The organism is Methylobacterium sp. GXF4 (assembly GCF_000272495.1).
GTDB lineage: Bacteria > Pseudomonadota > Alphaproteobacteria > Rhizobiales > Beijerinckiaceae > Methylobacterium > Methylobacterium brachiatum.
The window spans coordinates 1-21,520 of sequence record NZ_AKFK01000103.1 but is presented as its reverse complement, the minus strand read 5'-3'; the positions used below and the strand labels follow the sequence as shown (position 1 = coordinate 21,520).

22 protein-coding genes and 2 pseudogenes are annotated in these 21,520 nt (G+C 64.7%); 16 read left to right on the top strand and 8 right to left on the bottom strand.

Going from position 1 to position 21,520, the window contains the following annotated elements; all coding sequences use genetic code 11:
* Positions 1-182 precede the first annotated feature (182 nt).
* Positions 183-479, top strand: a complete 297-nt coding sequence (locus WYO_RS27515) for a hypothetical protein (protein ID WP_007568944.1) — start codon at positions 183-185, stop codon at positions 477-479.
* Entirely contained in the window at positions 476-3,400 is a 2,925-nt protein-coding gene (mobF, locus tag WYO_RS27510) for a MobF family relaxase (protein ID WP_007568942.1), read from the top strand. The genes WYO_RS27515 and mobF overlap by 4 nt, the downstream gene beginning before the upstream one ends.
* Before the next feature lie 60 nt (positions 3,401-3,460).
* Here mobF and WYO_RS27505 read toward each other — a convergent pair whose 3' ends face one another.
* Complete coding sequence (locus WYO_RS27505; RefSeq protein ID WP_007568940.1) at positions 3,461-3,889, bottom strand: hypothetical protein; 429 nt, start codon at positions 3,887-3,889, stop codon at positions 3,461-3,463.
* 177 nt (positions 3,890-4,066) lie between these two features.
* Positions 4,067-4,885, bottom strand: a complete 819-nt coding sequence (locus tag WYO_RS30350) for a GntR family transcriptional regulator (RefSeq protein WP_007568938.1) — start codon at positions 4,883-4,885, stop codon at positions 4,067-4,069.
* A gap of 451 nt (positions 4,886-5,336) precedes the next feature.
* On the opposite strand from WYO_RS30350, the gene WYO_RS27500 reads away from it, so the two are divergent.
* The 5 genes from WYO_RS27500 (at position 5,337) to WYO_RS27485 (ending at position 8,813) form a co-directional block, all read left to right on the top strand.
* Entirely contained in the window at positions 5,337-6,032 is a 696-nt protein-coding gene (locus tag WYO_RS27500; protein WP_007568936.1) for a ParA family protein, read from the top strand.
* A complete protein-coding gene (locus WYO_RS30345; RefSeq protein ID WP_078947311.1) occupies positions 6,032-6,352 on the top strand; it encodes a ribbon-helix-helix domain-containing protein in 321 nt (106 codons plus the stop codon). The genes WYO_RS27500 and WYO_RS30345 overlap by 1 nt, the downstream gene beginning before the upstream one ends.
* A gap of 148 nt (positions 6,353-6,500) precedes the next feature.
* Complete coding sequence (locus WYO_RS27495) at positions 6,501-7,064, top strand: recombinase family protein (RefSeq protein WP_007568934.1); 564 nt, start codon at positions 6,501-6,503, stop codon at positions 7,062-7,064.
* 6 nt (positions 7,065-7,070) lie between these two features.
* A complete protein-coding gene (locus WYO_RS27490) occupies positions 7,071-8,330 on the top strand; it encodes an XRE family transcriptional regulator (RefSeq protein WP_007568932.1) in 1,260 nt (419 codons plus the stop codon).
* On the top strand, positions 8,331-8,813 hold the full coding sequence (locus WYO_RS27485; protein ID WP_007568929.1) for a DUF4411 family protein: 483 nt from the start codon (positions 8,331-8,333) through the stop codon (positions 8,811-8,813).
* A gap of 137 nt (positions 8,814-8,950) precedes the next feature.
* Here WYO_RS27485 and WYO_RS30340 read toward each other — a convergent pair whose 3' ends face one another.
* The 4 genes from WYO_RS30340 to WYO_RS32285 form a co-directional block, all read right to left on the bottom strand.
* Positions 8,951-9,460 (bottom strand): TspO/MBR family protein, encoded by a 510-nt coding sequence (locus WYO_RS30340; protein WP_165486585.1) that lies wholly within the window; start codon positions 9,458-9,460, stop codon positions 8,951-8,953.
* Positions 9,461-9,573: 113 nt separating this feature from the next.
* Positions 9,574-10,005 (bottom strand): hypothetical protein, encoded by a 432-nt coding sequence (locus WYO_RS30335; protein WP_007568927.1) that lies wholly within the window; start codon positions 10,003-10,005, stop codon positions 9,574-9,576.
* On the bottom strand, positions 10,005-10,640 hold the full coding sequence (locus WYO_RS27480; RefSeq protein ID WP_007568925.1) for a recombinase family protein: 636 nt from the start codon (positions 10,638-10,640) through the stop codon (positions 10,005-10,007). Before WYO_RS27480 ends, WYO_RS30335 begins: the two co-directional genes overlap by 1 nt.
* 174 nt (positions 10,641-10,814) lie before the next feature.
* Entirely contained in the window at positions 10,815-11,042 is a 228-nt protein-coding gene (locus WYO_RS32285) for a GDCCVxC domain-containing (seleno)protein (RefSeq protein WP_081497060.1), read from the bottom strand.
* 487 nt (positions 11,043-11,529) lie between these two features.
* On the opposite strand from WYO_RS32285, the gene WYO_RS27470 reads away from it, so the two are divergent.
* A complete protein-coding gene (locus WYO_RS27470; protein WP_007568921.1) occupies positions 11,530-11,943 on the top strand; it encodes a helix-turn-helix domain-containing protein in 414 nt (137 codons plus the stop codon).
* A 276-nt stretch (positions 11,944-12,219) separates the two neighbouring features.
* Here the strand turns inward: WYO_RS27470 and WYO_RS27465 are convergent, their stop codons facing one another.
* Positions 12,220-12,885: a metalloregulator ArsR/SmtB family transcription factor gene (locus WYO_RS27465; protein WP_007568919.1), complete on the bottom strand. Its 666-nt coding sequence runs from the start codon at positions 12,883-12,885 to the stop codon at positions 12,220-12,222.
* 116 nt (positions 12,886-13,001) lie between these two features.
* Between WYO_RS27465 and WYO_RS27460 the strand changes: the two genes are divergently transcribed.
* The 5 genes and pseudogenes from WYO_RS27460 to WYO_RS27440 all read left to right on the top strand — a co-directional run bounded on the left by WYO_RS27460 (position 13,002) and on the right by WYO_RS27440 (position 17,508).
* On the top strand, positions 13,002-13,628 hold the full coding sequence (locus WYO_RS27460; protein WP_007568917.1) for a class I SAM-dependent methyltransferase: 627 nt from the start codon (positions 13,002-13,004) through the stop codon (positions 13,626-13,628).
* Positions 13,629-13,633: 5 nt separating this feature from the next.
* Complete coding sequence (locus tag WYO_RS27455) at positions 13,634-14,443, top strand: nucleoside phosphorylase (RefSeq protein WP_039904490.1); 810 nt, start codon at positions 13,634-13,636, stop codon at positions 14,441-14,443.
* 30 nt (positions 14,444-14,473) lie between these two features.
* On the top strand, positions 14,474-15,280 hold the full coding sequence (locus WYO_RS27450; RefSeq protein WP_007568914.1) for a class I SAM-dependent methyltransferase: 807 nt from the start codon (positions 14,474-14,476) through the stop codon (positions 15,278-15,280).
* Between the two features lie 139 nt (positions 15,281-15,419).
* A pseudogene (locus WYO_RS27445) lies at positions 15,420-16,040 on the top strand (transposase); the annotation flags it as partial.
* A 307-nt stretch (positions 16,041-16,347) separates the two neighbouring features.
* On the top strand, positions 16,348-17,508 hold the full coding sequence (locus WYO_RS27440; RefSeq protein WP_007568910.1) for a TDT family transporter: 1,161 nt from the start codon (positions 16,348-16,350) through the stop codon (positions 17,506-17,508).
* Between the two features lie 18 nt (positions 17,509-17,526).
* Here the strand turns inward: WYO_RS27440 and WYO_RS31845 are convergent, their stop codons facing one another.
* A complete protein-coding gene (locus tag WYO_RS31845; RefSeq protein WP_165486584.1) occupies positions 17,527-17,670 on the bottom strand; it encodes a hypothetical protein in 144 nt (47 codons plus the stop codon).
* Between the two features lie 926 nt (positions 17,671-18,596).
* Here WYO_RS31845 and WYO_RS30320 point away from each other — a divergent pair.
* The 3 genes and pseudogenes from WYO_RS30320 to WYO_RS30315 all read left to right on the top strand — a co-directional run.
* Positions 18,597-18,929, top strand: a pseudogene (locus WYO_RS30320) (transposase family protein); the annotation flags it as partial.
* 424 nt (positions 18,930-19,353) lie between these two features.
* Positions 19,354-20,469: a YeiH family protein gene (locus WYO_RS27435; RefSeq protein WP_007568908.1), complete on the top strand. Its 1,116-nt coding sequence runs from the start codon at positions 19,354-19,356 to the stop codon at positions 20,467-20,469.
* A 596-nt stretch (positions 20,470-21,065) separates the two neighbouring features.
* On the top strand, positions 21,066-21,520 hold a 455-nt coding region (locus tag WYO_RS30315), incomplete at its 3' end, for a thioredoxin domain-containing protein (RefSeq protein WP_081497063.1).

Here is a 21,520-nt window from a genome sequence, read left to right as displayed (position 1 = left end):
AGACTACGGCTGCAAACGGCAACCATACGGTAACGGTACGGTAACGTGTACGGCAAGGAGAAGGCTATCACACCACACGCACTGAAGTGACCCGGCGTTAACCGAGCGGGTTCACAAGCCTCGCCGATCGAGCCCGAGGGTGTCAGGCTGCCCAGCCCGAACCACCCCTATCAGGTGCGCCAATGGCCGACGAGGTCTCCTTCACCATTATCCTGGCGGCCCCCCTCGCCTCCCGCCTGACTGCCGCCGCGGCCGAGCATGGCTGGCCCAGCGAAAGCCTCGCGGCCGAGTGCGTGGCCCAACGCCTGGAGGTGGCGATCCGCCACCGCGTTCTGATCGAGCGCGCCGAACGGATCGACGCCGCCCTGCTCGATATGGCCCAGGCCGTGGGCGAACTCGGTGCGCCCTCCGGCGCCATCGACCTCACCAAGGTCTGTCGTTTTCGAGCCAAAGACGGTACCGGGGCCCCGGCGGCGTGACCGCCTCGCTGCACCGGCTCGGGGCCGGCTCGGCGGCCGGGCTGTATTACACCAACGACGGCCAGCGTGAGGCGCGCCCGGACCGACGCGACGACTATTATGCCAAGGATGGCGATGGCATGTGGTGGAGTTCTGGTGGGACGGTCGTGCGCCACGGCGCGCCGATCGCCGCCAGCTCGTTCCGCGACCTGTGTGCCGGATATCATCCCGGCACCGGCAAGCCGCTAGTGCGTGGCGCTGGCCCGGGCCACTGGGCCGGTCAGGACCTCACCCTAACCCCCGGGAAATCCGTTTCCGTGCTGTGGATGGCGGGCACGCCCGAGCAGCGCGCCGCGATCGAGGCGGCGCACCGCGCCGCGGTCGAGCGGGCGCTCACCTTTGTCGCGGCGGAGGTATTGGTCACCGTCCGGACCGGTGCGGGGGGCGTCGAACGACACCGGCCGAGCGATCTGATCGTCGGCCGCTTCGATCATTACACGACGCGTGAAGGTGATCCAAACATTCATACGCATTGTGTATTTATCAATGTTGCCGGTGCGCCGAAACATTCCGGATCCGGTCGATACAAATCTCAGACGCACCTGACCATCGAGGTCGAGCAACTCTACGCCTACCAGATCGCCGTCGGTGCCGCCTATCGTGCCGCCCTGGCGGAGAACCTGCGGGAGCGGTTCGGCCTGCGCTACCGCGAGGCCGGGCGCGGGCAATGGGAGGTCGCCGGGCCGCCTGAGGCGCTGCTGGCGGCCTTCTCCAAGCGCTCGGAGCAGATCCTCGACTATGCCGGCGCCGGGGCCACATCCGCCCAGCGCGAGGTCGCCGCGCTCGCCACCCGCCGGGGCAAGCACGAGCTGCCGACCGGTGCGGAGCTGGAGGCGCGCTGGCGCGAAGAACTCGCCGCCTGCGCGCTCGATCCGTGGGACGCCGCGCGCCATCCCGAGGACACGCGCGCGGCCGCGCGCGATGCGGAACGCGAACCCCCGTTCGACCCGCCCGAGATCCCCGGCGACGGCCCGGTCGCGCGCGCCGCCTCGGCCCTGTTCCGGCACGAGAGCGTCGTGACGCGCAAGGATCTGCTCCAGCGCGCCCTGGAACTCGCGGGGGTGCAGGGGCTCGGGGTCGAGGTGGTGGAGGCGGAACTCGCCGACTTGGAGCGGGACGGCACGCTGCTGCCGCTGGCGGCCGCCGAGATGGTGCCGGGGGCGAGCGCGTGCTGGACCAGCCCGGGCATCGCAACCTGCGAGGCAGCGATGCTGCGCGCCGCCGATCGCCCGTTGGACCGGCGCTGGATCGCCCCCGAGGCGGTGACGACGGCTCTGGCCCGGGACGGCCGCCTCAGCGCGGAACAGGCCGAAGCCGTGCGCCATGCCGCCGGCCCGGATGGGGTATCGCTGCTCCAGGCCGGTGCGGGCACCGGGAAAACGACGACGGCCGCGGTCCTGGTCGCGGCCGCGCACGACTCCGGGATGCGCGTGATCGGCCTGGCGCCCTCCTGGGTCGCGGCCGACGAACTCGGACGCTCGACCGGGATCCCCACACAGGCGATCGCCCGCTGGCGCCACGACCGCGCCCGGGCGACCCGCTCGGATGCCGAGTCCCAAACCAACCCCGCGGCGCTCGACCGCGATACCCTGGTCCTGGTCGACGAGGCCGGCATGGTGTCGAGCCGCGACCTGGAGGCGGTGCTGAGCGCGGCGCAGGCGGCCGGTGCGAAGGTCGTGCTGATCGGCGATCGACGGCAACTCGCCTCGGTCGGGGGCGCGAGTGCGCTGCGGGCGGTGGCCGAGGTGGTTGGGCGCTCCGCGGTGCTCGGCGAGGTCCGCCGTCAGACGGTGGCGTGGCAGCGCGCCGCCTCGGTGGTGATGGCGCGCGGCGATGCCGAGGCAGGTCTGCGCGCCTACGCGGCGGAGGGACAGGTCGAGCTGGTCGCGGGGGCCGAGGCGGCGCAGGCGCGCGTGATCGCGACTTGGACCGAGCAGCGCGTGAGCTACGGCGACGACGTGCTGATCGTCACCCGGCGCAACGCCGACGCGGCGACGCTGAACGCCCGGGCGCGGGCTGCGCTGCGGGCCGAGGGCCGGCTCGGGCCGGACCTGATCGCTCCGCCGGCGCGCGACCGCGAGGATCGGCTAGTGCCACTCGCGCTCGCGCTCGGCGATACTCTCCGGTTCGGCGAGAGCCTGCCGCACCTCGGCCTGCGCAACGGTACCCGCGCCCGGATCGAGGCGCTGGTCACGGACTCGGATGGCGGTGCGCGCCTGCATCTGGCGCTGGAGGACGGGCGGGTGATCGAGGCGGCGTGGGACGAGCTCCGGCGCGTCCCCCGGTTCGGCCGTCGGCCGGCCCATCCCAAGGTCGTCCACGCCTACGCCGGCACATCTTACGCGGCGCAGGGCCGGACCTGTTCCGCGGCGGTGGTGTACCTCGGGGCCGGCACCGACGCGCGCGAGGTCTATGTCGGCCTGACCCGGCACCGGCACGCGGCGCGGGTGGTGGTCGAGCGTGACCGGCTCGACGCCCTGTGTCGGCAACGCCAAGCGGATCCACGCATGCCGGCCAACGACACGATGGTCCTGGAGCGACTGTTCCGGGAAGCGCGTGGCTACCGCGAGAAGGCCAACGTGGTCGACTACGCCGCCGACCGGGTGGCGTTCGTGCGCGACGGGGTGCTCGGGCTGCCCGAGCGTGTCGCCCCGGGGATCGACGTCGGCCGGGCGGTACGCGCGGCCCGGGCGCTGCGCGAGGCGGCAGCGTGGCTCGGGGTCGGCCATATGATCGTGCCGGCCTTTCGCCTGATCGACGCCTTTGGGCGCCGGCTCGGCCGCGCGCCGGCCCCGGCGGTTCGACGCCTAGTGGCGCAGCTCGCGCGCCATCTCGGTCGCCCCGATCCGGAACGCGGTCGCGAGCCCGGGATCGAGCGGTGATCGTCAGCCCGCGGGCATGACCGATCGCCTCACGGGCGTGCTGATCTCAGCCGCCTGGGATCACCCGTAGGGCCCGCGGAACAGGTCACCCAGCGCTTTGCGTCGGAACAGAGTGGTCCAGCGGCGGCGACGGTGCTCGGGCCGATCGTGGATCATGTGGCAGCGCTGACAGAACGCGGCGAGATTGGCGTTCGCGTTGTTGGCGGTGTCGTGGTCGCGGTGGGCCGCGGCCAGCACCACCCGGGTCCGACGCACGCTCCCGAGGATGTCGACCGCCCCGGGCGCGACGCGCACCCGCCGCCCTCGCCCGTCACGCCAGGCGGCGACCGCCTCGTCCCACCAGCGGCCATCGCCGAGGTGGACCACGGTTCGCCCGTGCGGTCGCCTACAACCCTCGCAAGCGCCCCGGGCACGCCCGAACCGGATCGCGGCCGAGAGCTGCGGCCAGTCGATCGGGTAGAAGAAGCGGTGCTCGCGCCGGATCGGCATGGTGCGGTTCGACGCTCGGATCGGATGCGTGAGCGTAGAGCGAAATGGATCGTCCTCCCAGGGCCTGCGCGGGGATGGCGTTCGGTCAGTAGAAAGCTGATGGGCTTCTGGTCGAAGAAGCCCAAGCCTCCTCCCGAGGAGAGAGGGGCGTTCGTCAGACCGTACGAGCTCAGACCCTCAGCGCATGGCTCGGCCCGTGCCACGACCCACGCGGATTCGCGTTCGGTCTGATCGGTCGAGGTCACTCGCTGCCCGTCGGCAGCATTTTGACGGGTCCGTTTCCCCCGATTCTGACAGGATTAGAACTTCAGTACTCGTGCGCTTCGCGGATTTGCACCCTCCCCCACTGCTCAGCGTGGCCCGGTGAACCTCAGCACCCGAGAGTTCTCTGCCCGGCTTACGCGCCAGCCGCATCCAGGCCTGCCACTCGGGTGAGACGATGCGCACGACGTTGGTGTCGTTCCTGAAGCCCGTCACCCGCCGCTCCTCGACGGTGACTAGCCCGAGCTTCTTAGCCTCGCGCAGGGCGTTGCGGACGGTGGTCTCGGCCACGCCCGCGATCGCCGCGAGCTGCCCCACGGCCAGTCGGCAATCGCCTCGTTTTGAGGTTTCCGTGGCGACCAGGGCCAGCACCGCCTGCTCGGCCACGGTGAACTGCGCCGCGAGCCCCGGCGGAAGCCGCCCCGAGGCGGCCCAGCGGCGGCGGCGCTTCAGAGAGGAGTCCGTGCGAGGGCGCGAGCCGATATCTCTCTTGGGAGGTTTTGCTCTGTCCTGGGTCGGGGATGAGATTGCAGCGTCGGTGCTGGGTCGCGAGCTCGCCGGTAGCCTGCGAGCCGCAGGCGCGTCCGTGCGCGCCTCGATCAGCCCAGACAGCGCTTCGGCCTCAGCTTCCGTGACCTTCCCCTCCCCGAAGGCGCGCCACAGCAGCGCCGTCACTTGCGGCAGGGTGATTCGGCTCGACGCCTCAATGGCGCGGCGGATCTCGTCTACAAACACGTCTCTCGGCCCTCATCGGGCCGCAACAGGTCGTTCCGGGCCACCGCAGGGGCGTCCGGTCCACAGGGCAAAGCCTCATCGTCGCGAGAATTGGCGTTCCCGCTTGACGCCCGGGGGCGTCTCATGGCTTGTGGGGAGTGCGTTGTGGCCCCACAGGCCCTTTTCGATTTCGACGGCCCTCCAGTTTGGCGACTGGGGGGCCGTTGGCTTTTCAGAGGTCGACTTGCGGCGGCGTGGTCTCCTGATGCTCCCGACGACTCGCACAGAGAGCGCGTCAGCCGGACATGGCATGTCGGCTGGGTCGCACGGCTAAGTCAATGTTGCCGGTTCACTCACTGCGCTTGATACGCATTCCATGCAACCACATTTCCACACAAGCTAGCTTGTGTTTTTTCATTCATGTTGACGTTCCGGCAGTTTGGATGGTGTAGATGTAGGATTGTCGGTAGCTGTGCCGGACAACCTGTGTGGGGTCACACTGATGAAGGTGGTTGCGTTGCTAGCCTGGAAGGGTGGGGTCGGCAAAAGCACCCTAACGATCAACCTTGCCGCCGCAGCGATTGAGGACGGTCATAAGGTCGGCATTATCGATCTCGACCCGCAGTCGTCGTTGTCTGAGTGGTCAGACCGGCGGGAAGCCGAGCAGCCGTTCGTATCTGACGCCAAGCCCCGCGCGGTGGCGCAGATTGTTGAGGCCGGGCGCGGGCTCGGCCTAGATCTAATGTTGATCGACACCCCGCCCAACGCGACAGATGAGGTGGAAGCCGCCCTGGCGGTAGCAGATGCTGTCGTGATACCGACCGGCGTCGCCCTGTTCGATCTGAAGGCCGTCACCCGCACGGTGCGTGCTGCCACACAGGCCAACAAGCCAACTTGCGTGGTGCTCAACAGGGTCGGAAATCGCAGTGACCGCGAGGCGGCCCGGATCCGCCGCGAGCTGAATCACATCGGTATGCCGATTTTGCGATCTGTAATCCACGATCTGAAGGTGTTCCCGCGGTCAGCCGACGCCGGCCAGACCGCGATTGAGGTCGAGCCGGAAGGGAAGGGGGCCCTCGACGTACGAGCTGTGTGGAAGCATGTTTCAAAACAAGCTAGCCTGCGTGCTAAGACACGGACACGCAAGAATGCGAGTGAGATTGTGTGATGGCTAAGCCGAACCCCCTGTCGATGGCTGCGCAGGTGGCCGAGTCGTTGAAAGCCCCAGAAAAGGCAAAGGCTGTACCGCCGGTCGTACCGGCAGTAGCGGAGCCGGTTCCGGCCAAGACTACGCGCGAGGGAAAGCGGTTCCTCGGCTACTATGTTGAGCCGCAGCGACACGATGAAATCAAGCAGGCTGCGTTAGATGAAGGCATTCAAATCCAGGAGCTTCTCCGCCAAGCTGTAGATGCCTGGATGGAGGCAAATGGCACTGAAGCCGTAGCGACTGTAGAACGGCGACGCGCACGGCGGGCCGGGAAGCAGTAAGAGAAAAGAATAGTCGACCTTTCTCCCACCCGTCACGATAACCCGACCGCTTGAATAGAACCGTTTTTGAGCGGCTTTTCGGCCACCCGCTAAGCCATTGCGAAATTTAAGGCTGGATCGCGCGAAAACGTGCGCTTATAATTTAAGCATGAAAACCGGCTATGCCCGTGTCTCCACCGACGAGCAGACTCTAGCCTTGCAGCATGACGCGTTGCAGGCGAACGGGTGCGATGTCGTCTATGACGACCAGGGCGTTTCCGGCACCGCCATGAAGCGGCCCGGCCTCGCCGCCGCCCTGGCAGCGGCCAAGGCCGGTGACATGCTGACCGTCTGGCGGATCGACCGCCTCGGCCGCACCACGGCCGGGCTTGCCCTGCTTCTGGACGAGCTGCACGGGCGCGGCGTCGAGTTTCACTCGATCATGGACGGGATGGATACCCGCACGGCCGCAGGCAAGGCGCTGTATGGCATCATGAGCGTCCTGGCCCAGCTAGAGCGCGACCTGATTTCCGAACGCACCAAGGCTGGGCTGAAAGCCGCCAAGCGGCGCGGCAAGCGGGCAGGGCGTCCGCCTTCCTTCACACTGGAGAAGCGAGAGCTTGCCGTCCGTCTGATTGAGGATGGCAAGGGCAGGGCGGAGATTGCCCGCTTGGTCGGCGTCGCGCCTGCGACGCTACGTCGGCACATCAACGCCACTGGCGCGAGGCTATAGCCAGCCATGGAGAGAGCCGAGAACATCAACCCGAGTATCCTGGCATGGGCGCGGCAGTCGGCTGGCCTGTCCCTTGAGGACGCGGCCAGCAAGATCGGCATCCAGCCGAGCGCGGTCAGCTCCGCCGCCGAGAAGTTGCAGGCCCTTGAAAGCGGCGAGCGGTTTCCGACCCGCAACCAGCTCGCCAAGATCGCGAGTGTCTATCGCCGCCCGGTTGTGACCTTCTATCTCAAACAGCCCCCGGCCCAGGCTTCGCGGGGCGAGGACTTCCGCACCCTGCCTTTCGACGTGCCGCCGCGCGAGAGCGCCAAGCTGGACGCGCTGCTCCGGGACATCCGGGCGCGGCAGGAGATGGTCAAAAGCATCCTCGAAGATGAGGACGAGGCCGCACCGCTTGATTTCGTCGGCTCCGCCACCGTCCAGCAGGGCGTTCAGGCTGTCATCGACAGCATCGCCGCAAAGCTGGAAATCCGGCTTGATACGCTGAGCCGCCGCAACGGCTCGGCCGACGACCTGTTCAAGGATCTTCGTAGCCGGTCCGAACACATCGGCGTGTTTGTCCTCCTAGTCGGGGACCTAGGATCGCATCACCACACGATCAGCGAGCGCGTGTTCCGAGGCTTCGCCATTGCGGATCGCGTTGCGCCGTTCGTGGTCATCAACGATCAGGACGCCAAAGCCGCTCGTGCCTTCACGCTCCTGCATGAGCTGGCGCATATCTGGTTGGGCCAAACCGGCGTCAGCGGCATGGTCGGAGAAGGCGAGGCCAAGACGCCCCAAGGTGCCATCGAGCTGTTCTGCAACGATGTCGCCGGGCGGTTCCTGCTGCCCGACCAGGCGTTCGCCGCCGGACCGGACTTCACCCCGGCCGATCTGCCGCGCGCCATGGCTGCCATCGCCAGAATGGCAGAGGCTTGGCGCGTCAGTGAGCCTATGGTTGCCTATCGCATGCACCGCATGAAGTGGATCAGCGGTCCGGCCTATCGCGACCTTGCCAGCCAGTACGCCGCTCGCTGGCAAGGCCAGAAGGCGCGTGCCAAGGACGACGCCAAGGAGTCCGAAGGCGGCCCCAGCTACTACACCGTCAAGCAGTTCAAGCTAGGTGCTGCGCTTGTCGGGCTGGTGCAGCGGTCCGTCCGCGATAACCTCCTGTCACACACTAAGGCCGCGAAAGTCTTGGGTGTCAGTCCAGGCGTCGTCGAGCCACTTATCAAACGATACGAATATGCCAGGGGTGCCATGGTGCCCGGCATCGGGAGGGACTGATTGCTCTACCTCCTTGATGCGAACGTGTTGATCCGAGCGGATGAAGAATATTACGGCTTCGACCTCGTACCGCAGTTCTGGGATTGGCTGCTTGGCCAATGCCAGGCGGGGCATGTCAAAATGCCACTCGAAATCTGGCAGGAAGTCTGTGGCTCGCGGACCCAGCTCGGCCAGTGGATCAACGACAAGGACGTAAAGGCCGCACTGATCCTGGATGAGGAAGCCGACCCCGCGATACTGAACGACGTTCTTGATAGCGGCTATGGCCCGAACCTCACCGACACCGAAATTGAGAAGATCGGTCAGGATATGTTTTTGGTCGCCTACGGCCTTGCCGCGCCCAATCGCACGATCGTGACAAAGGAAGTTTCTGCTCCCTCTAAGAAGCGGGCCAACCGCAAGGTGCCGGATGTCTGCAACTCGTTCGGCCAGGTTTGGATCAAAGACTTCGACCTCTATCGCACCCTCGGCTTTAAGGCGTAATTCGCACCGGCAATCTGCACCGAAGAAGCCCAACGACTTCAACGTGTGCGGCATGGTGCGGAAGTCTTGAGTTTAGCATCGGCCCTGTTGCGCGCTCTGCCGAACAGCGAAACAATGGCATAAGATAGCTCGGTCGATTAGTCGTTCTTTCGCCAGATCTCTTCGGCGAGCAGCGTCGCGAACGATACCCAGGCCACCAGTGGAATGCCAAGCTGGCCTGCGGTCTTATCGACCTGACCGGCCGTTGCCACGTAACCGACTGCGCTTGCGCCTAGGGCGGCCGATGTGACGGTGGCCCATCCCGTCGATCGCTGACCAAAGAAGACTTCGCTCCAGCCGGCGATACCGATTTGGTTCGCGGCCCAGAACGCCAAAGCCGTCGTCCGCTCAGGCGATCCCTCAGCGCGAAGCAGTCGATAACCGCCATAGGCGAGCGACGCCTGGATGCCCGTCCAGGCAACCGGGTAGACCGGCGACGGCGGTGTGTAGTCTGGCTTTGAAAGGTGTCGATACCAGCGCCTTGTCCGGGGGTGGTCAGGCGTCGGGCTAGCGCGCCGCCCGATGAGTAGGGCTGCCGTGACAGCGCCGACCGCCAGGGCCGCAGCCTGGAGTGGCGATAGGCCTCCCGTTCGAGCGTGTGATGCCATGCGGGTACTCCTCAACGGGTGTCGATCATCCATGTGGGACGAGCGCGGGCATCCACCCAGGGCATCGACTGGGCAGTGACGAGTTTTTGTTCGGAAAGGTCGGCGGCTCGCTATCAACCAGTTCCGCCGAACAAATCGCCTATCGCCTTACGGGCACGAAGGGTCACCCGCCTGCACCGCTGATGCTCCGGCCGATCGTGGTTCATGTGACACCGTTGGCAGAACGCCACGAGGTTGGCGTCTGTGTTGTCGGCTGTATCGTGGTTGCGATGTGCCGTCGCCAGCACTACGCGCGTCACCTTCACCAGTCCCGGCTCCATGCTCTCGGGAAGGGATAAGGCGCGACGCACGAAGCGACCTCGATCATCACGCCACCGCTCTGCTTCGGCATCCCACCATCTGCCGTCGCCTAGGTGCTGCACATCCTCCATGTGCGGCCGGCCGCATCCCTCGCACCGACCCTCTGCCCGCACGAAGCGGATCATGGCCGAGAGTTGCTTCCAGTCGATCGGGTAGAAGTAGCGATGCTCGCGACGGATCGGCATCAGTGACCCGCGTCCTGCATCAGGCCAGCCTTCACCCGCTTGGCGATCCGGGCAAGGGTCGAGCGGCTGCATCCGGTGGCGGCCTGGATCTGGCTCCAGGGCGAACCGGCTTTCAGCATGGCCGCGATGCCCTCATTCCGCTTCGTATCCTCCTGGCGGCCTCTGTATAGGCCCGCAGCCTTTGCCCGGGCCTGCCCTTGCGCCTGGCGACGGCGCCGATCGTCGTAATCCTTGCGGGCGACCGCCGCGAGGACATCGAGTAGCATGCCATTGATTGCCTGAAAGACCCGACCCGTGAACTCGTCGGCCGGCGTCGCCAGGCTCCAAGAGGTCGGCAGGTCGAGCGCCACGATCCGCACGCGCTTGGCGTCGATCTCCGCCCGGAGCTTCGTCCAATCGTCTGAGGTTAGGCGGGACAGGCGGTCGACCTGCTCGATCAGCAGCACGTCCCCCGGTCGGCAGTCCTTCAGAAGGCGGAAAAGTTCCGGCCGGGCCAGCGTCGCCCCGCTCTCGTTCTCGACATAGGCCGCCGCGATCGCCAGGCCGCGCTCATGCGCGAAGGCGTCGAGCTGCGCCCGCGCCCGGGTCGCGTCCTGTTCGGAGGTGGAAGCGCGCAAATAGGCGCGGACGAACATGAAACCCGCCAACCGGTTCGATTAGAATAGGTATCATGATAGTGGTTCGATTTGAATGGTCAAGCTGATTATATGAGACTGCTAATCGTCCAGTTCGATTGAGGCATACCCAAATCGAACCATGAGGATCGACTGCCTCGGGTGGGCAGCAGCTATGTTCGGTTGGGTTGGTCGCTATGATTCCGAGCAGCAGCGCGCAGGTTGTCCGCTCTCACGGGCCTCTTGGATCGGCGGACAGGGTACGTCGCCGAAGGAACAGAAGACGCAGCAGTCGCCTGCATTCGGGCGCAGGAGCGCACCGCATCCGGTGCACTCGTAGAAGAACTGGCATGCGTCGGTCGGCATCGTTTCCGTCGCCTGATGGCCGCAGCGGGGGCATGTGAGAGTGGACTGAAGCTGCATCCGCTTCACCGCATGGCCCTGAGCACCGCGGGCTCAAGGTAGGGTTCCCATACAAGCGCCAAGGCAACCAGCGCCGTCCCCATCCCGAGCAAGACAGCCGTGCGCCGTGATGGTCCGGTGCTGGCATATGGACCAGCCATGGCGCAGGCCGTTGCCCGGCGGCGGAAGAACAGCGCCCAGCCCACAAGGAGGGCCAGAGCGGCCCCGCCGAGCAGGAGCGGCCGTATGCTCGCCAACATCGTCAACCCGCCGAACACAGCCCCCGTCGCGCCGAGACCGGCGAGCGCCATCGGCAGGGCGCAGCAGGATGATGCCGCAAGCGCCCCCAGCCCGGCGACCGTGCCCAGCCCGGCAAACCAGCTCCCCGCAGGAACCGGCAGGCTGTCCCGCGGACGTGGGGCGGATCTCGCAGAGGCCGCTATGGATGGTGTGTCGGTCATGATCGTGCCACTCTGCATCCCGTAGCCACTACGGGATCAAGAGGAAAATGGTCACGGGTCCGCGCGGCCTCTCCATCGGGCAGCTTGCGGCGGCAGCCGGGGTCAATCTGGAGACGGTCCGCTACTACGAGCGCATCGGGCTCATGCCACCGCCTGCCCGCACCGGAGGCGGTCACCGGGCCTACGATTCGGCCCACGTCCAGCGCTTGGCGTTCATCCGTCACGCTCGCGCGTTGGGTTTCGGGATCGAGGATATCCGGGCCTTGCTGACGTTGGCCGCGCCCGGTCACCGATCCTGTGCCGAGGTCCGGGACATTGCCAGTGCGCACCTATCCGAGGTCCGCACCAAACTCGCCCATCTCGCACGGCTTGAGAGCATCCTGAGCAACACGATCGACCAGTGCAGCGGTACGCCGACGCCTGCCTGCCCGGTCCTCGATATGCTCGATGCTCCGATGTGATAGCCCAACCCTTTTGAAGGTCCGAATTAGGTTAGAGCAGCCGAGAATAGCGGTCCGTTAAAGGCGCATCCATAACGAACCGATGGTGCGAGTTGCGATCCGCATACCCTAATCGAGCCGTTTTGAGCGCACCCTTCTGCGCGATCGGGACTGTGTTCTGTCAAAGGCTTGTCGGGCAGGCTGCAACCGCGCGAAACCGTACCATTTTGCGCGATCAATATGTTGTGCTGGTCGCATAACGGATGCAGCGGACCGTAAGAGCCAGGACTAGAAGCGTTATGCGGCCTCAACCGGTAGCCCAGCAGCCTTCCACTCCGGAAAACCGTCCTCCAGCCGGTGCACCGTGAAGCCGCGCGCGCGGAGGACCGCGACCGTCTCGAACGACAGAACGCAGTACGGCCCCCGGCAGTAGGCAACCACCTCACGATCCGGCGGCAGCTCGTTTAATCGCTGCTCCAGTTCCGGCCAGGGGATGTTGAGCGCGCGCGGCAAATGCCCCAACCGGAACTCGCTTTCCGGGCGCACATCCAGCACCGTTACCAGCTCGCTTTCCAGGCGCTCGGTCAACTCGGACCGGGAGACCGGCTCCATCGCATCGCGGGCGCGGAAGTAGGCGGTCATCACCCGCTCGACCTCCGCCATATTGCGCTCGCCAACCTGGCTGAGAGCTTTCAGCAACGCGATCACCTCACCTTCCCCAGCCAGGCGGTAGAGCACACGCTTGCCGTCGCGGCGCGTCGCGACCAGGGAGGCCCGCCGCAGGATTTGCAGGTGCCGAGAGGCGTTGGCGAACGTCAGCGAGGCCCTTGCGGCCAACTCCTCCACGCTGCGCTCGCCCTGGCCCAGGTGCTCTAGGAGTTCCAATCGGTTCGCGTGACCGAGCGCCTGCGCGATTTCGGCCAGGCTGGCGAAGATCGCCTGTTTCGGTCCCACACTTGACACGACACCTCTCAACGTCAGAACATTCAGCAGAACGATTGAATGAGTTTGAGCCTCTCAAGGGAGGAGGACAAGTCTATGAGGAAGCAACGCATTTTGCGAGCCGGATGGTAGCCGCCATGGACGCGGAGGACCGTCGCACTCATTGGCAACGCACCTACACCGCCAAGGGCGAGCGCGAGGTGAGCTGGTTTCAGGACAGCCCCCAGCCGTCTCTCGACCTTATCACGCAGGCTGCTGCCTCTCCGGAAGCCGCCATCGTGGACCTGGGCGGGGGGGCGTCATGCCTCGCGGACGCCCTCTTGGAGCGCGGCTTTCAAAACATCACCGTAGTTGACCTGTCCGAAGCAGCCCTGACCGCTGCAAAGGCGCGAATGGGCGAGGCGGCCGGGCGTATCTGCTGGATCGCCGCCGACGTGACCACTTGGGAGCCACCGCAGACCTATGACGTGTGGCACGACCGGGCGACGTTCCATTTTCTAGTCGAGGAGGTCGACCGGGTGGCGTACCTGTCCCGCCTGCGGCGCTTTCTCAAACCCGGAGGGCACGCCGTTATGGCGACTTTCGTGCCGGACGGACCGGAGCGGTGCAGCGGCCTGCCGGTAGCGCGCTACGACGCCGACAGCCTCGCCCGAACCCTGGGCCCCGCGTTCGTGCCCGTAAGCGCTCAGCAGCACACCCACACCACCCCTTGGGGTGCGCTGCAGCAGTTCCAGTTCAGCGTGTTCCGGCACGTCTCCGCATGAATGGCATGAGCAATCACAACCTCCGCGCCCTCCCGCCGATCCTGCGCGACAAGCACCCCAAGGCCGCGTCCGCATTCACGCCGCAAAACCTCCTACGCGAGGCGCGCCGCCAGAAAGACCTTCCCGATACCCCCGTACCCGAGGTCTGCATCCTCGACCCGGACGGCGATATGGTCCGCTACCTGCGCGCCACCGGCCGCGCCCGGCCCGTTGATGGGTGGGCCTGCTATCATAGCGAGATGGACTGCTTCGAGCAGGGCGGGCGCGAGTACGGCATCATCGGCTGTGCCGTTGGCGCGTCCTATGCTGTTCTGGTGGCGGAGCAGATGTTCGCCTCAGGCTGCCGCCTGCTCGTCAGCATCACCTCGTCCGGGCAGATCACCGCCTTGCGGCCCCCGCCGTATTTCATCCTGATCGAGCGGGCGTTGCGCGACGAGGGCACCAGCTACCACTACTTGCCGGCCGATGATTACGCCGAAGCCGATCCGACCCTGATGGCGGCGATCAGTCCAGCCTTGGCAAACGTAGGGGAGCCGGTCGAGCGCGGGGCGACCTGGACCACCGATGCGCCCTACCGCGAGACCGCCGAGGCGATCACCGCTGCGCGAGCGGCGGGCATCCTGGCGGTCGAAATGGAGGCGGCAGCGCTCTACGCCTTCGCCCAGGCGCGTGCGAAGGCCGTGCTGTGCTTCGCGCACGTCACCAACCAGATGGGCCAGGCCGGGGATTTCGAGAAAGGCGAGGCTAACGGAGCCACCGCTTCCCTCGCCCTGGTTCATGCCGTCGCGGACGCTTGGCTGTACGCCGAGCGATAGCGCGCCGGTTCCTCACATCCGGAGGCTACCATGAGCAGTATCCAGCCCCACAACGAGAAGCCGGCCGGCGTCTGGAACTCCGGCGGCGGACGTTATGACGAGATCAGCCGGGGCATCGCCGACAGCATCGAGCATTGCGTGCTGCGTCTCGACCCCAAGCCCGGTGAAAAGATCCTTGACCTGGCGACCGGCACCGGCTGGACCTCGCGCCTGGTCGCCAAGCGCGGGGCTCAGGTGATCGGCGCGGACATCAGCGCCGACCTGATCGCGTTTGCGACCCAGCGTGCCACAGAGGAAGGGCTATCCATCACCTATCAGACCGGCGACGCTGAGAAGCTGCCTTTTGCGGACGGCGAGTTCGATGCGGTGATTTCCACCTGTGGTGTGATGTTCGCCAGCCGCCCGGAGGCCGCAGCAGCTGAGCTGGCACGGGTCTGCCGCAAGGGCGGGCGCATCGCGCTTACCACCTGGCTCTCGGACAGCAACCTGTTCAAGATGTTCATGGTGATGAAGCCCTACATGTCACCGCCGCCCACTCCGGCCCCGCCCTCGCCATTCGAGTGGGGCCGCACGGAGCGGATCGAGAAGCTGTTAGGCAGGGATTTCGACCTCGCTTTCGAAAAGGGCGTGTCGTTCTACCGGGAACCGAACGCCGAGGCGGCGTGGGAGACGTTCTCCAACGGCTACGGCCCGACCAAGGCCCTCGCCGTCAGCCTGGACGAGAGTCGCCGCGCGGAACTGCGCCGAGATTTCATCGCCTTCCATGAGGGGTTCTCAACTCCGCTTGGAATTTGCGTGCCCCGTGAATATTGGGTCACGCGCGGCATCCGGCGCTAAGGAGAACCAGGTGCCTTGACTTGCTCCGCAAGAGTGGAGAGCTCTTTTCCTGGAGGAGGAGGAGGGTTCCGATGGCAGACCGGAAGCAAACCTTTACCCCTGAGTTTCGTGCTGAGGCGGTGCGATTGGCGCAGACGAGCGTGCGGTCCTGCGCGGCGAGCGTACCGACGTCTTCCAGGTCCGACAAAGCTCGCTCGACGCCTATCTGCCTTGGCTCGATGCCCAGTGGGAGGCTGGCAGCCGCAACGCGACGGAGCTTTGGCGCAGGGCGAAAGAACAGGGCTTCCGAGGATCGCTGCGCGTGGTTGGGAAATGGGCGACGCGGCGTCGACGCGCCGAGCAGGCCAAGATCGAACGGCTGCAGCGCGTGCCGTCGGCACGAACCCTGGCGCGATGGCTGACGACGGGTCGCGACCGCTTGACCAGGGCGGAGACGCTGACCGTGGCCCCCGTCGAGGGCAGTGTGCCGGCGCTGGTGGAGGCGCGCGAGATGGTGAGCGCTTTCCAGACGATGGTCCGACCGATGGCACCGGATAGGCTCGAAGGGTGGCTCACGCGTGCTGGCACAGGCCTCGTCGCATCGTTCGCCCGCGGCGTGGGTCAGGACAAACCTGCGGTTCTGGCGGCGATCACGTTGCCATGGTCAAACGGCCAGACTGAAGGGCAGATCACCAAACTCAAGCTGGTGAAGCGTCAGATGTACGGCCGCGGCAAGATTGACCTGCTGCAAGCTCGCCTGATCGGCCTCACGCCTCCATGATCAGCGAGATTGCGTCAGAGCCCTTATTCCACGCCTAATCACATTGTTGTCGACATAAATGCGAGAGGGACGGTTCGAATGACAGTGCTAAGCGTGTATTTTATAAATTTAATTTTGTTCATGTTAGATCGCGTTGTGTGGCGATGTAAGGAACCTATGCGTCGTCAAGTGTTTGGTCTAACAGTGTAATATGCTTAAAATGATCTATAAAATAGATTGATCGGATCGTTCGCAAGAATGGTACGGTGCATACCGTTGCCTGGTGCTAGTGGACCTTGCGGCATGTACTTGGCTGCGGAGTCATCCTTTGTCCGATCCCGACCTGCTAGCCATAAGCTCTGGCCTGAAGCCTCTATCACGGCTCCAGCATCCGCACGACGTGATCCGGCAGTTCACGCCGAACTGGTTCACGGTGGTGATGGGCACGGGAGTTGTGGCGCTCGCGCTCGATCGGTTGTCGGCCATGCATGCGGTGCTTGCCGCCGTTTCGTTCGGCCTCTGGGTCGCGGCGGGTGCCATCTTTGCGGCCTGCTGTCTACTCTACGCGGCGCGCTGGATCTTCTTCTTCAAGGAGGCAAGCCGGATCTTCGGCGACTCGACTGTGTCGATGTTCTTCGGCGCTATTCCAATGTCGTTGGCAACGTTGCTCAACGGCCTCCTGAACTTCGGGCCGAACTGTCTCGGTCTCGCGCCGGCGGACATCGTGCTGCCACTGTGGTGGCTTGACGTTGCGCTCTCGGTGATCTGCGCGGTGGCGATCCCCTACCTGATGTTCACGCGTCAAGAGCATCGCATCGACCAGATGACAGCCGTGTGGCTGCTACCGGTCGTCGCCGCGGAGGTCGTCGCGGTCACCGGCGGATTGCTCGCGCCAGTGCTGTCCGATCCTAGCCAACAGCTCGCGGTAATCGTCACGAGCTTCGTGCTTTGGGGCGTCTCGGTGCCGCTCGCTTTGAGCATTTTGGCGATCCTAGTGCTGCGCATGGCGCTGCACAACCTACCGCCACGCGAGATGGCCGCATCCAGCTGGCTGTCGCTCGGCCCGCTCGGAACGGGTGCGCTCGGCCTGCTGGTGCTTGGACAAACTGGAGGAAATATCCTCGCCGGCCACGGCCTTCCCGCTGCGCCCGACACGCTACGGCTCGTCGGCCTGATCGGCGCATTGATCCTGTGGGGCTACGGCGCATGGTGGCTGCAGCTCTCACTTGCGGTGACTGTGCAGTATGTCCGTGCCGGCGTGCCGTTCAATCTAGGCTGGTGGGGCTACATCTTCCCGCTCGGCGTCTACAGCCTCGCAACTTTGCAGCTCGGCGACACGGTAGGCGTGAGCGGCTTCGCATGGCTCGGTGCACTCCTTGTCATGCTGCTCGGTCTGATCTGGGTCGTCGTGGCCGCTCTGACCCTGCGCGGCGCCTACCGGGGCGAGCTCTTCGTCGCGCCCTGCCTCGCCGCAAAGTCGCCTCACTGAGCGGCGCGCGCGTCGCCGTCAGACGTTAATGATCCAAACCCAGGCCGCACCGACACCCGCGATCGTCAGAATCATCGTCGCGAGCAGCACCCAGCGCATGCGATTGGACGTCTCGCCTTGCCGTGCCTGATCGACGGTCTCGACGATGCGCTTCTCGGTCATTCAATGGCCCCGCTGCGTAACGCTCTCTGTTTAATGTCCGGGGCGCCGGTGGGTTGCGCCGACCTTCGACTAACGGCACTTACTTCCATGAAAGCGCGCTCGAGGCGAGCGAACGCGGTTTGATCTGCAGCCAGATTTGCCGGGCTTGGATGCGGTGCCATAAAGACGATCGGCACGCGTTCTTGCACCCGATCGGCCAGGGTGCTTGCTTCAGCTCCCAGAAGGACCACCGCCTCCAGTCGAGGCAATAGTTCGAGCAGATCGGGAAGAACTGCACGAGCCGCCGCCCTATCGTGTGCGGAAGGCACGCCGAGGGTCCGCCCCCTGCGCAGGAGGATCCATGGTACCGCGTTCCAGAGCACGCTTTCACGGCGCGGAATTCCTGCGGCCGCAAAAAGCCGTCTTAAAGTTCTCGCTGTGCCCGTCGGATTGTCTCGCGAGGTAAATCGAATCGGTGCCAAGCTCGGCCCCGGGGTTGCAAGGAGAAACAGCAGCCGGGCGTCGACCCCACCGTCGAACGGATCGAAGTGTGGGACCTCTCCGTGCGACGCGCGCAAAGTTTCTGCATAAGCTTCTAACCGCGTGATATGTGCCGAGCCGAGCGCTGCGATGCGCTCAGCGATCGCGGAGGAGCTGTCCAGTAGTCGCTCGGTCATGCACTTGGATACCGATGTGATTACGCAAGCATGAGAAGGACCCTTTACGGCGTTCCGGCGAAGGCACGAAGAAAGAGGGCAACGCTCGCAACGCCGCCGGGCGAGAGCAGCATGAACCAGCAGAACCGGATGGCCAAGCCTGGGGTCTGTTCGAGCTTATACCGATGTTGCATCGTGTTCCACTAATCCTCCCTCGGCATCGTGGTTCTCCCGCACTTTGCATGGAACGGTCGCGGTGAGGGGGATGGCACGGGCTGATTCACTAGGGGGATGATCCTGTCCTCTTCCCTGCCGGGCTGCACCATCGAGTGCGTCATCCGGAACGACGGTCGTCTTGTTGTCTTCGCCCAGGCGCGACGTGTGCATGGGCGTTGCTCAACCTGTGGCACGACCAGCTCTGCCGTTCACAGCCGCTATGAACGCTGCCCGGCCGATCTACCGAGCGTCGGTCAGCCCATGACGCTGCGTCTGCGCATCCGACGCTTCTACTGCCATTATCGTGCCTGCCGCCGTCGCACCTTCGCTGAGTCACTCCCGCAGCTGATGCCGCCGCGAGCATGCCGGACGCGCCGCCTTGCACAGGCCCAGACTCGCATCGGGCTTACCGCCGAGGGCGAGCCCGTGGACTACAAGCGGGGTCAACTCCAACATGGCGCGAAGCCATACCTCACGGAGGACCACTTCCCAGGGGGCAGGCCACGCGAGGGGGCGGCCAGCGGAAGAAAAAAACGCTTGCGAGGCACTGCACAATTTGAGGCCTACATCGTAGCAATAATTGCTCGCTACAATTATTGTAAGCCAAAAGATTACTATTTGGATTGATCCGACCATTGACATGTCAGAAATAATTCGCTGGGTTCTCGGTGCCATTTCTTATCTTACCTCCATCGGAACCGTTGCCGGATTGAGGCGAACTCGAACACGAAAGAGTATCCATCGAATCAAACGAACAGAATAATCTCATTAATGAGTTGGACTGATTGCTCGTCGGGATGTGAGGTAGGCCGCAGACGAAAGGCCAAAATTCATGTCCGCCGCCCCATCACTCGTCTCGTCGAAAGTTCACAACTCCTCTGTCGGACAGCAATTCGTGGGATGGATCCGCCGTGTGGGACCTGGCCTGCTGCTCTGTCTCGTCGTCACGGGCATCGCGATCGGGCTCGAGTATGTCGAGACCGATCTGCTTGGCCGGGCTTGGCTCGAGGCTTTGGTGCTGGCTATCCTCCTCGGTACGGCTATCCGCACCATTTGGACGCCCTCGTCACGTTGGCGATACGGCATCGCCTTCTCGGCCAAGACGCTCCTCGAAATCGCCGTCGTGCTCCTCGGCGCGTCCTTGAGCGTTGGCACCATCGTCGCGGCCGGCCCGGCCCTACTAATCGGCATCGCTGCCGTTGTGGCGATAGCGATTGCAGTCAGCTACGGCCTCGGTAGAGCTTTCGGCCTTCCGCGTCGCATGGCGGTGCTGGTGGCCTGTGGTAACTCGATCTGCGGCAACTCAGCCATCGCCGCCGTCGCCCCTGTAGTTGGTGCGGACAGCGAAGATGTGGCGGCCTCGATCGCCTTTACCGCCGTGCTCGGCGTACTCGTGGTGCTTGGCCTGCCCATCCTCGTTCCACTCCTGCACTTAACGAACATGCAGTACGGCGTGCTCGCCGGCCTGACAGTCTATGCGGTGCCGCAGGTGCTGGCCGCCACTGCTTCTGTGGCTGCGCTCAGCGTGCAGATCGGCACGCTCGTCAAGCTTGTGCGTGTGCTGATGCTCGGCCCCGTAGTTCTCATGCTGTCCATGCTGGCAAGCCGGCTGCGCGAGGAGACCGATGAACCTGCCCCCGATGTCACGGCGGGCGACCGGCCGGCGCCGGGCCGCGTCGCGATCCACCGTTTGGTTCCCTGGTTCATCCTCGCCTTCCTAGGCATGGCAGGCCTACGCTCTCTTGGCCTGATCCCGCAGGTCATGCTCGTCCCGATCGCCACAGTGGCCACCATGCTTACCATCGTCTCGATGGCGGCGCTGGGCCTCGGTGTCGACGTGAGGGTCGTGGCCCAGGCCGGTGGGCGGGTCACAGCTGCAGTCACGCTCTCCCTGTTGGCTTTGGCCGCGATCAGCCTCTGCCTGATCCATCTGATAGGTATCACGTGAGCCAGACCGTTAGATCCGATGCCCGTAGTGCCCGGGGGCAATCGCATCCTCGAACCGCTTCAGGTATCCCTTTCCCTCACCGCCGCCGCGGTGGCCATCACAGGCGGCAGTCTGTTGTTCGAGCACGGCCTGGGCTACCTGCCCAGCTAGCTATGCCTGATCGAGCGCCAGCTCTACTAGACGGCAATGCTCGTGGCAGCTGGAGCAACGATCCTGCCCCGCATACGCCTCTAGCTGCCGAGCGCGGCACTACTCGTGTTCCTGCTAAAGACATGTCTCGGTATCTACCACGCACGCGCGGAACAGGGGCATGGCCCGATGCCGCCGATTGCATTGGATCTGGCGACCCTGTCGCAAGGCCAGTAGACGTACTCCTACAATATCGATCGAATGCCAATCGTCAGCTTCACCGAGGCAGCGTGGCTTTTTCTCGACTTTTCAATGGCTGGCTGAAACGCTGTGCTTTTACTAGGCTTTTAGCATAACTCGCCTCGTATGATCTGCGCATGACAGCCGATAGCGCTATTAAAATCTGTGACAACAACCATCGCTATTCTAGAAAGATGATTATGATGAAAATCTTTGGGGATTCTATGATGATGTCTCGACGGGATGCCATGCGGATCGGCGGTTTTGCCCTGAGTGCGACGGTGACGCTGCCTCAGCTGGCAGGCCTCGCTCAAGCTGCGACCCCCTCCATACCATTGGCAGACCTGATGCGACCGGGGCCGCTTAACGACCTATGGCTCGGTCCTGAAACTGCAAAGTGCACCATCATCGAGTATGCCTCGCTGACGTGTTCCCACTGCGCCCAATTCCATACCGAGACCTGGCCGAAGCTCAAGGAGGAGTACGTCGACAAAGGCCTCGTGCGTTTCACCTTACGCGACTTTCCGCTTGATCCACTTGCAACTGCAGGCTCCATGCTGGCACGAGCCGATAATGGAGTCAGATACTATCCAGTTAGCAATCTGCTCTTTGAGCATCAGCGTGACTGGGCCTTTGTAGACAAGCCACTCGACGCGTTACAGGTTATGATGCGCCAAGCCGG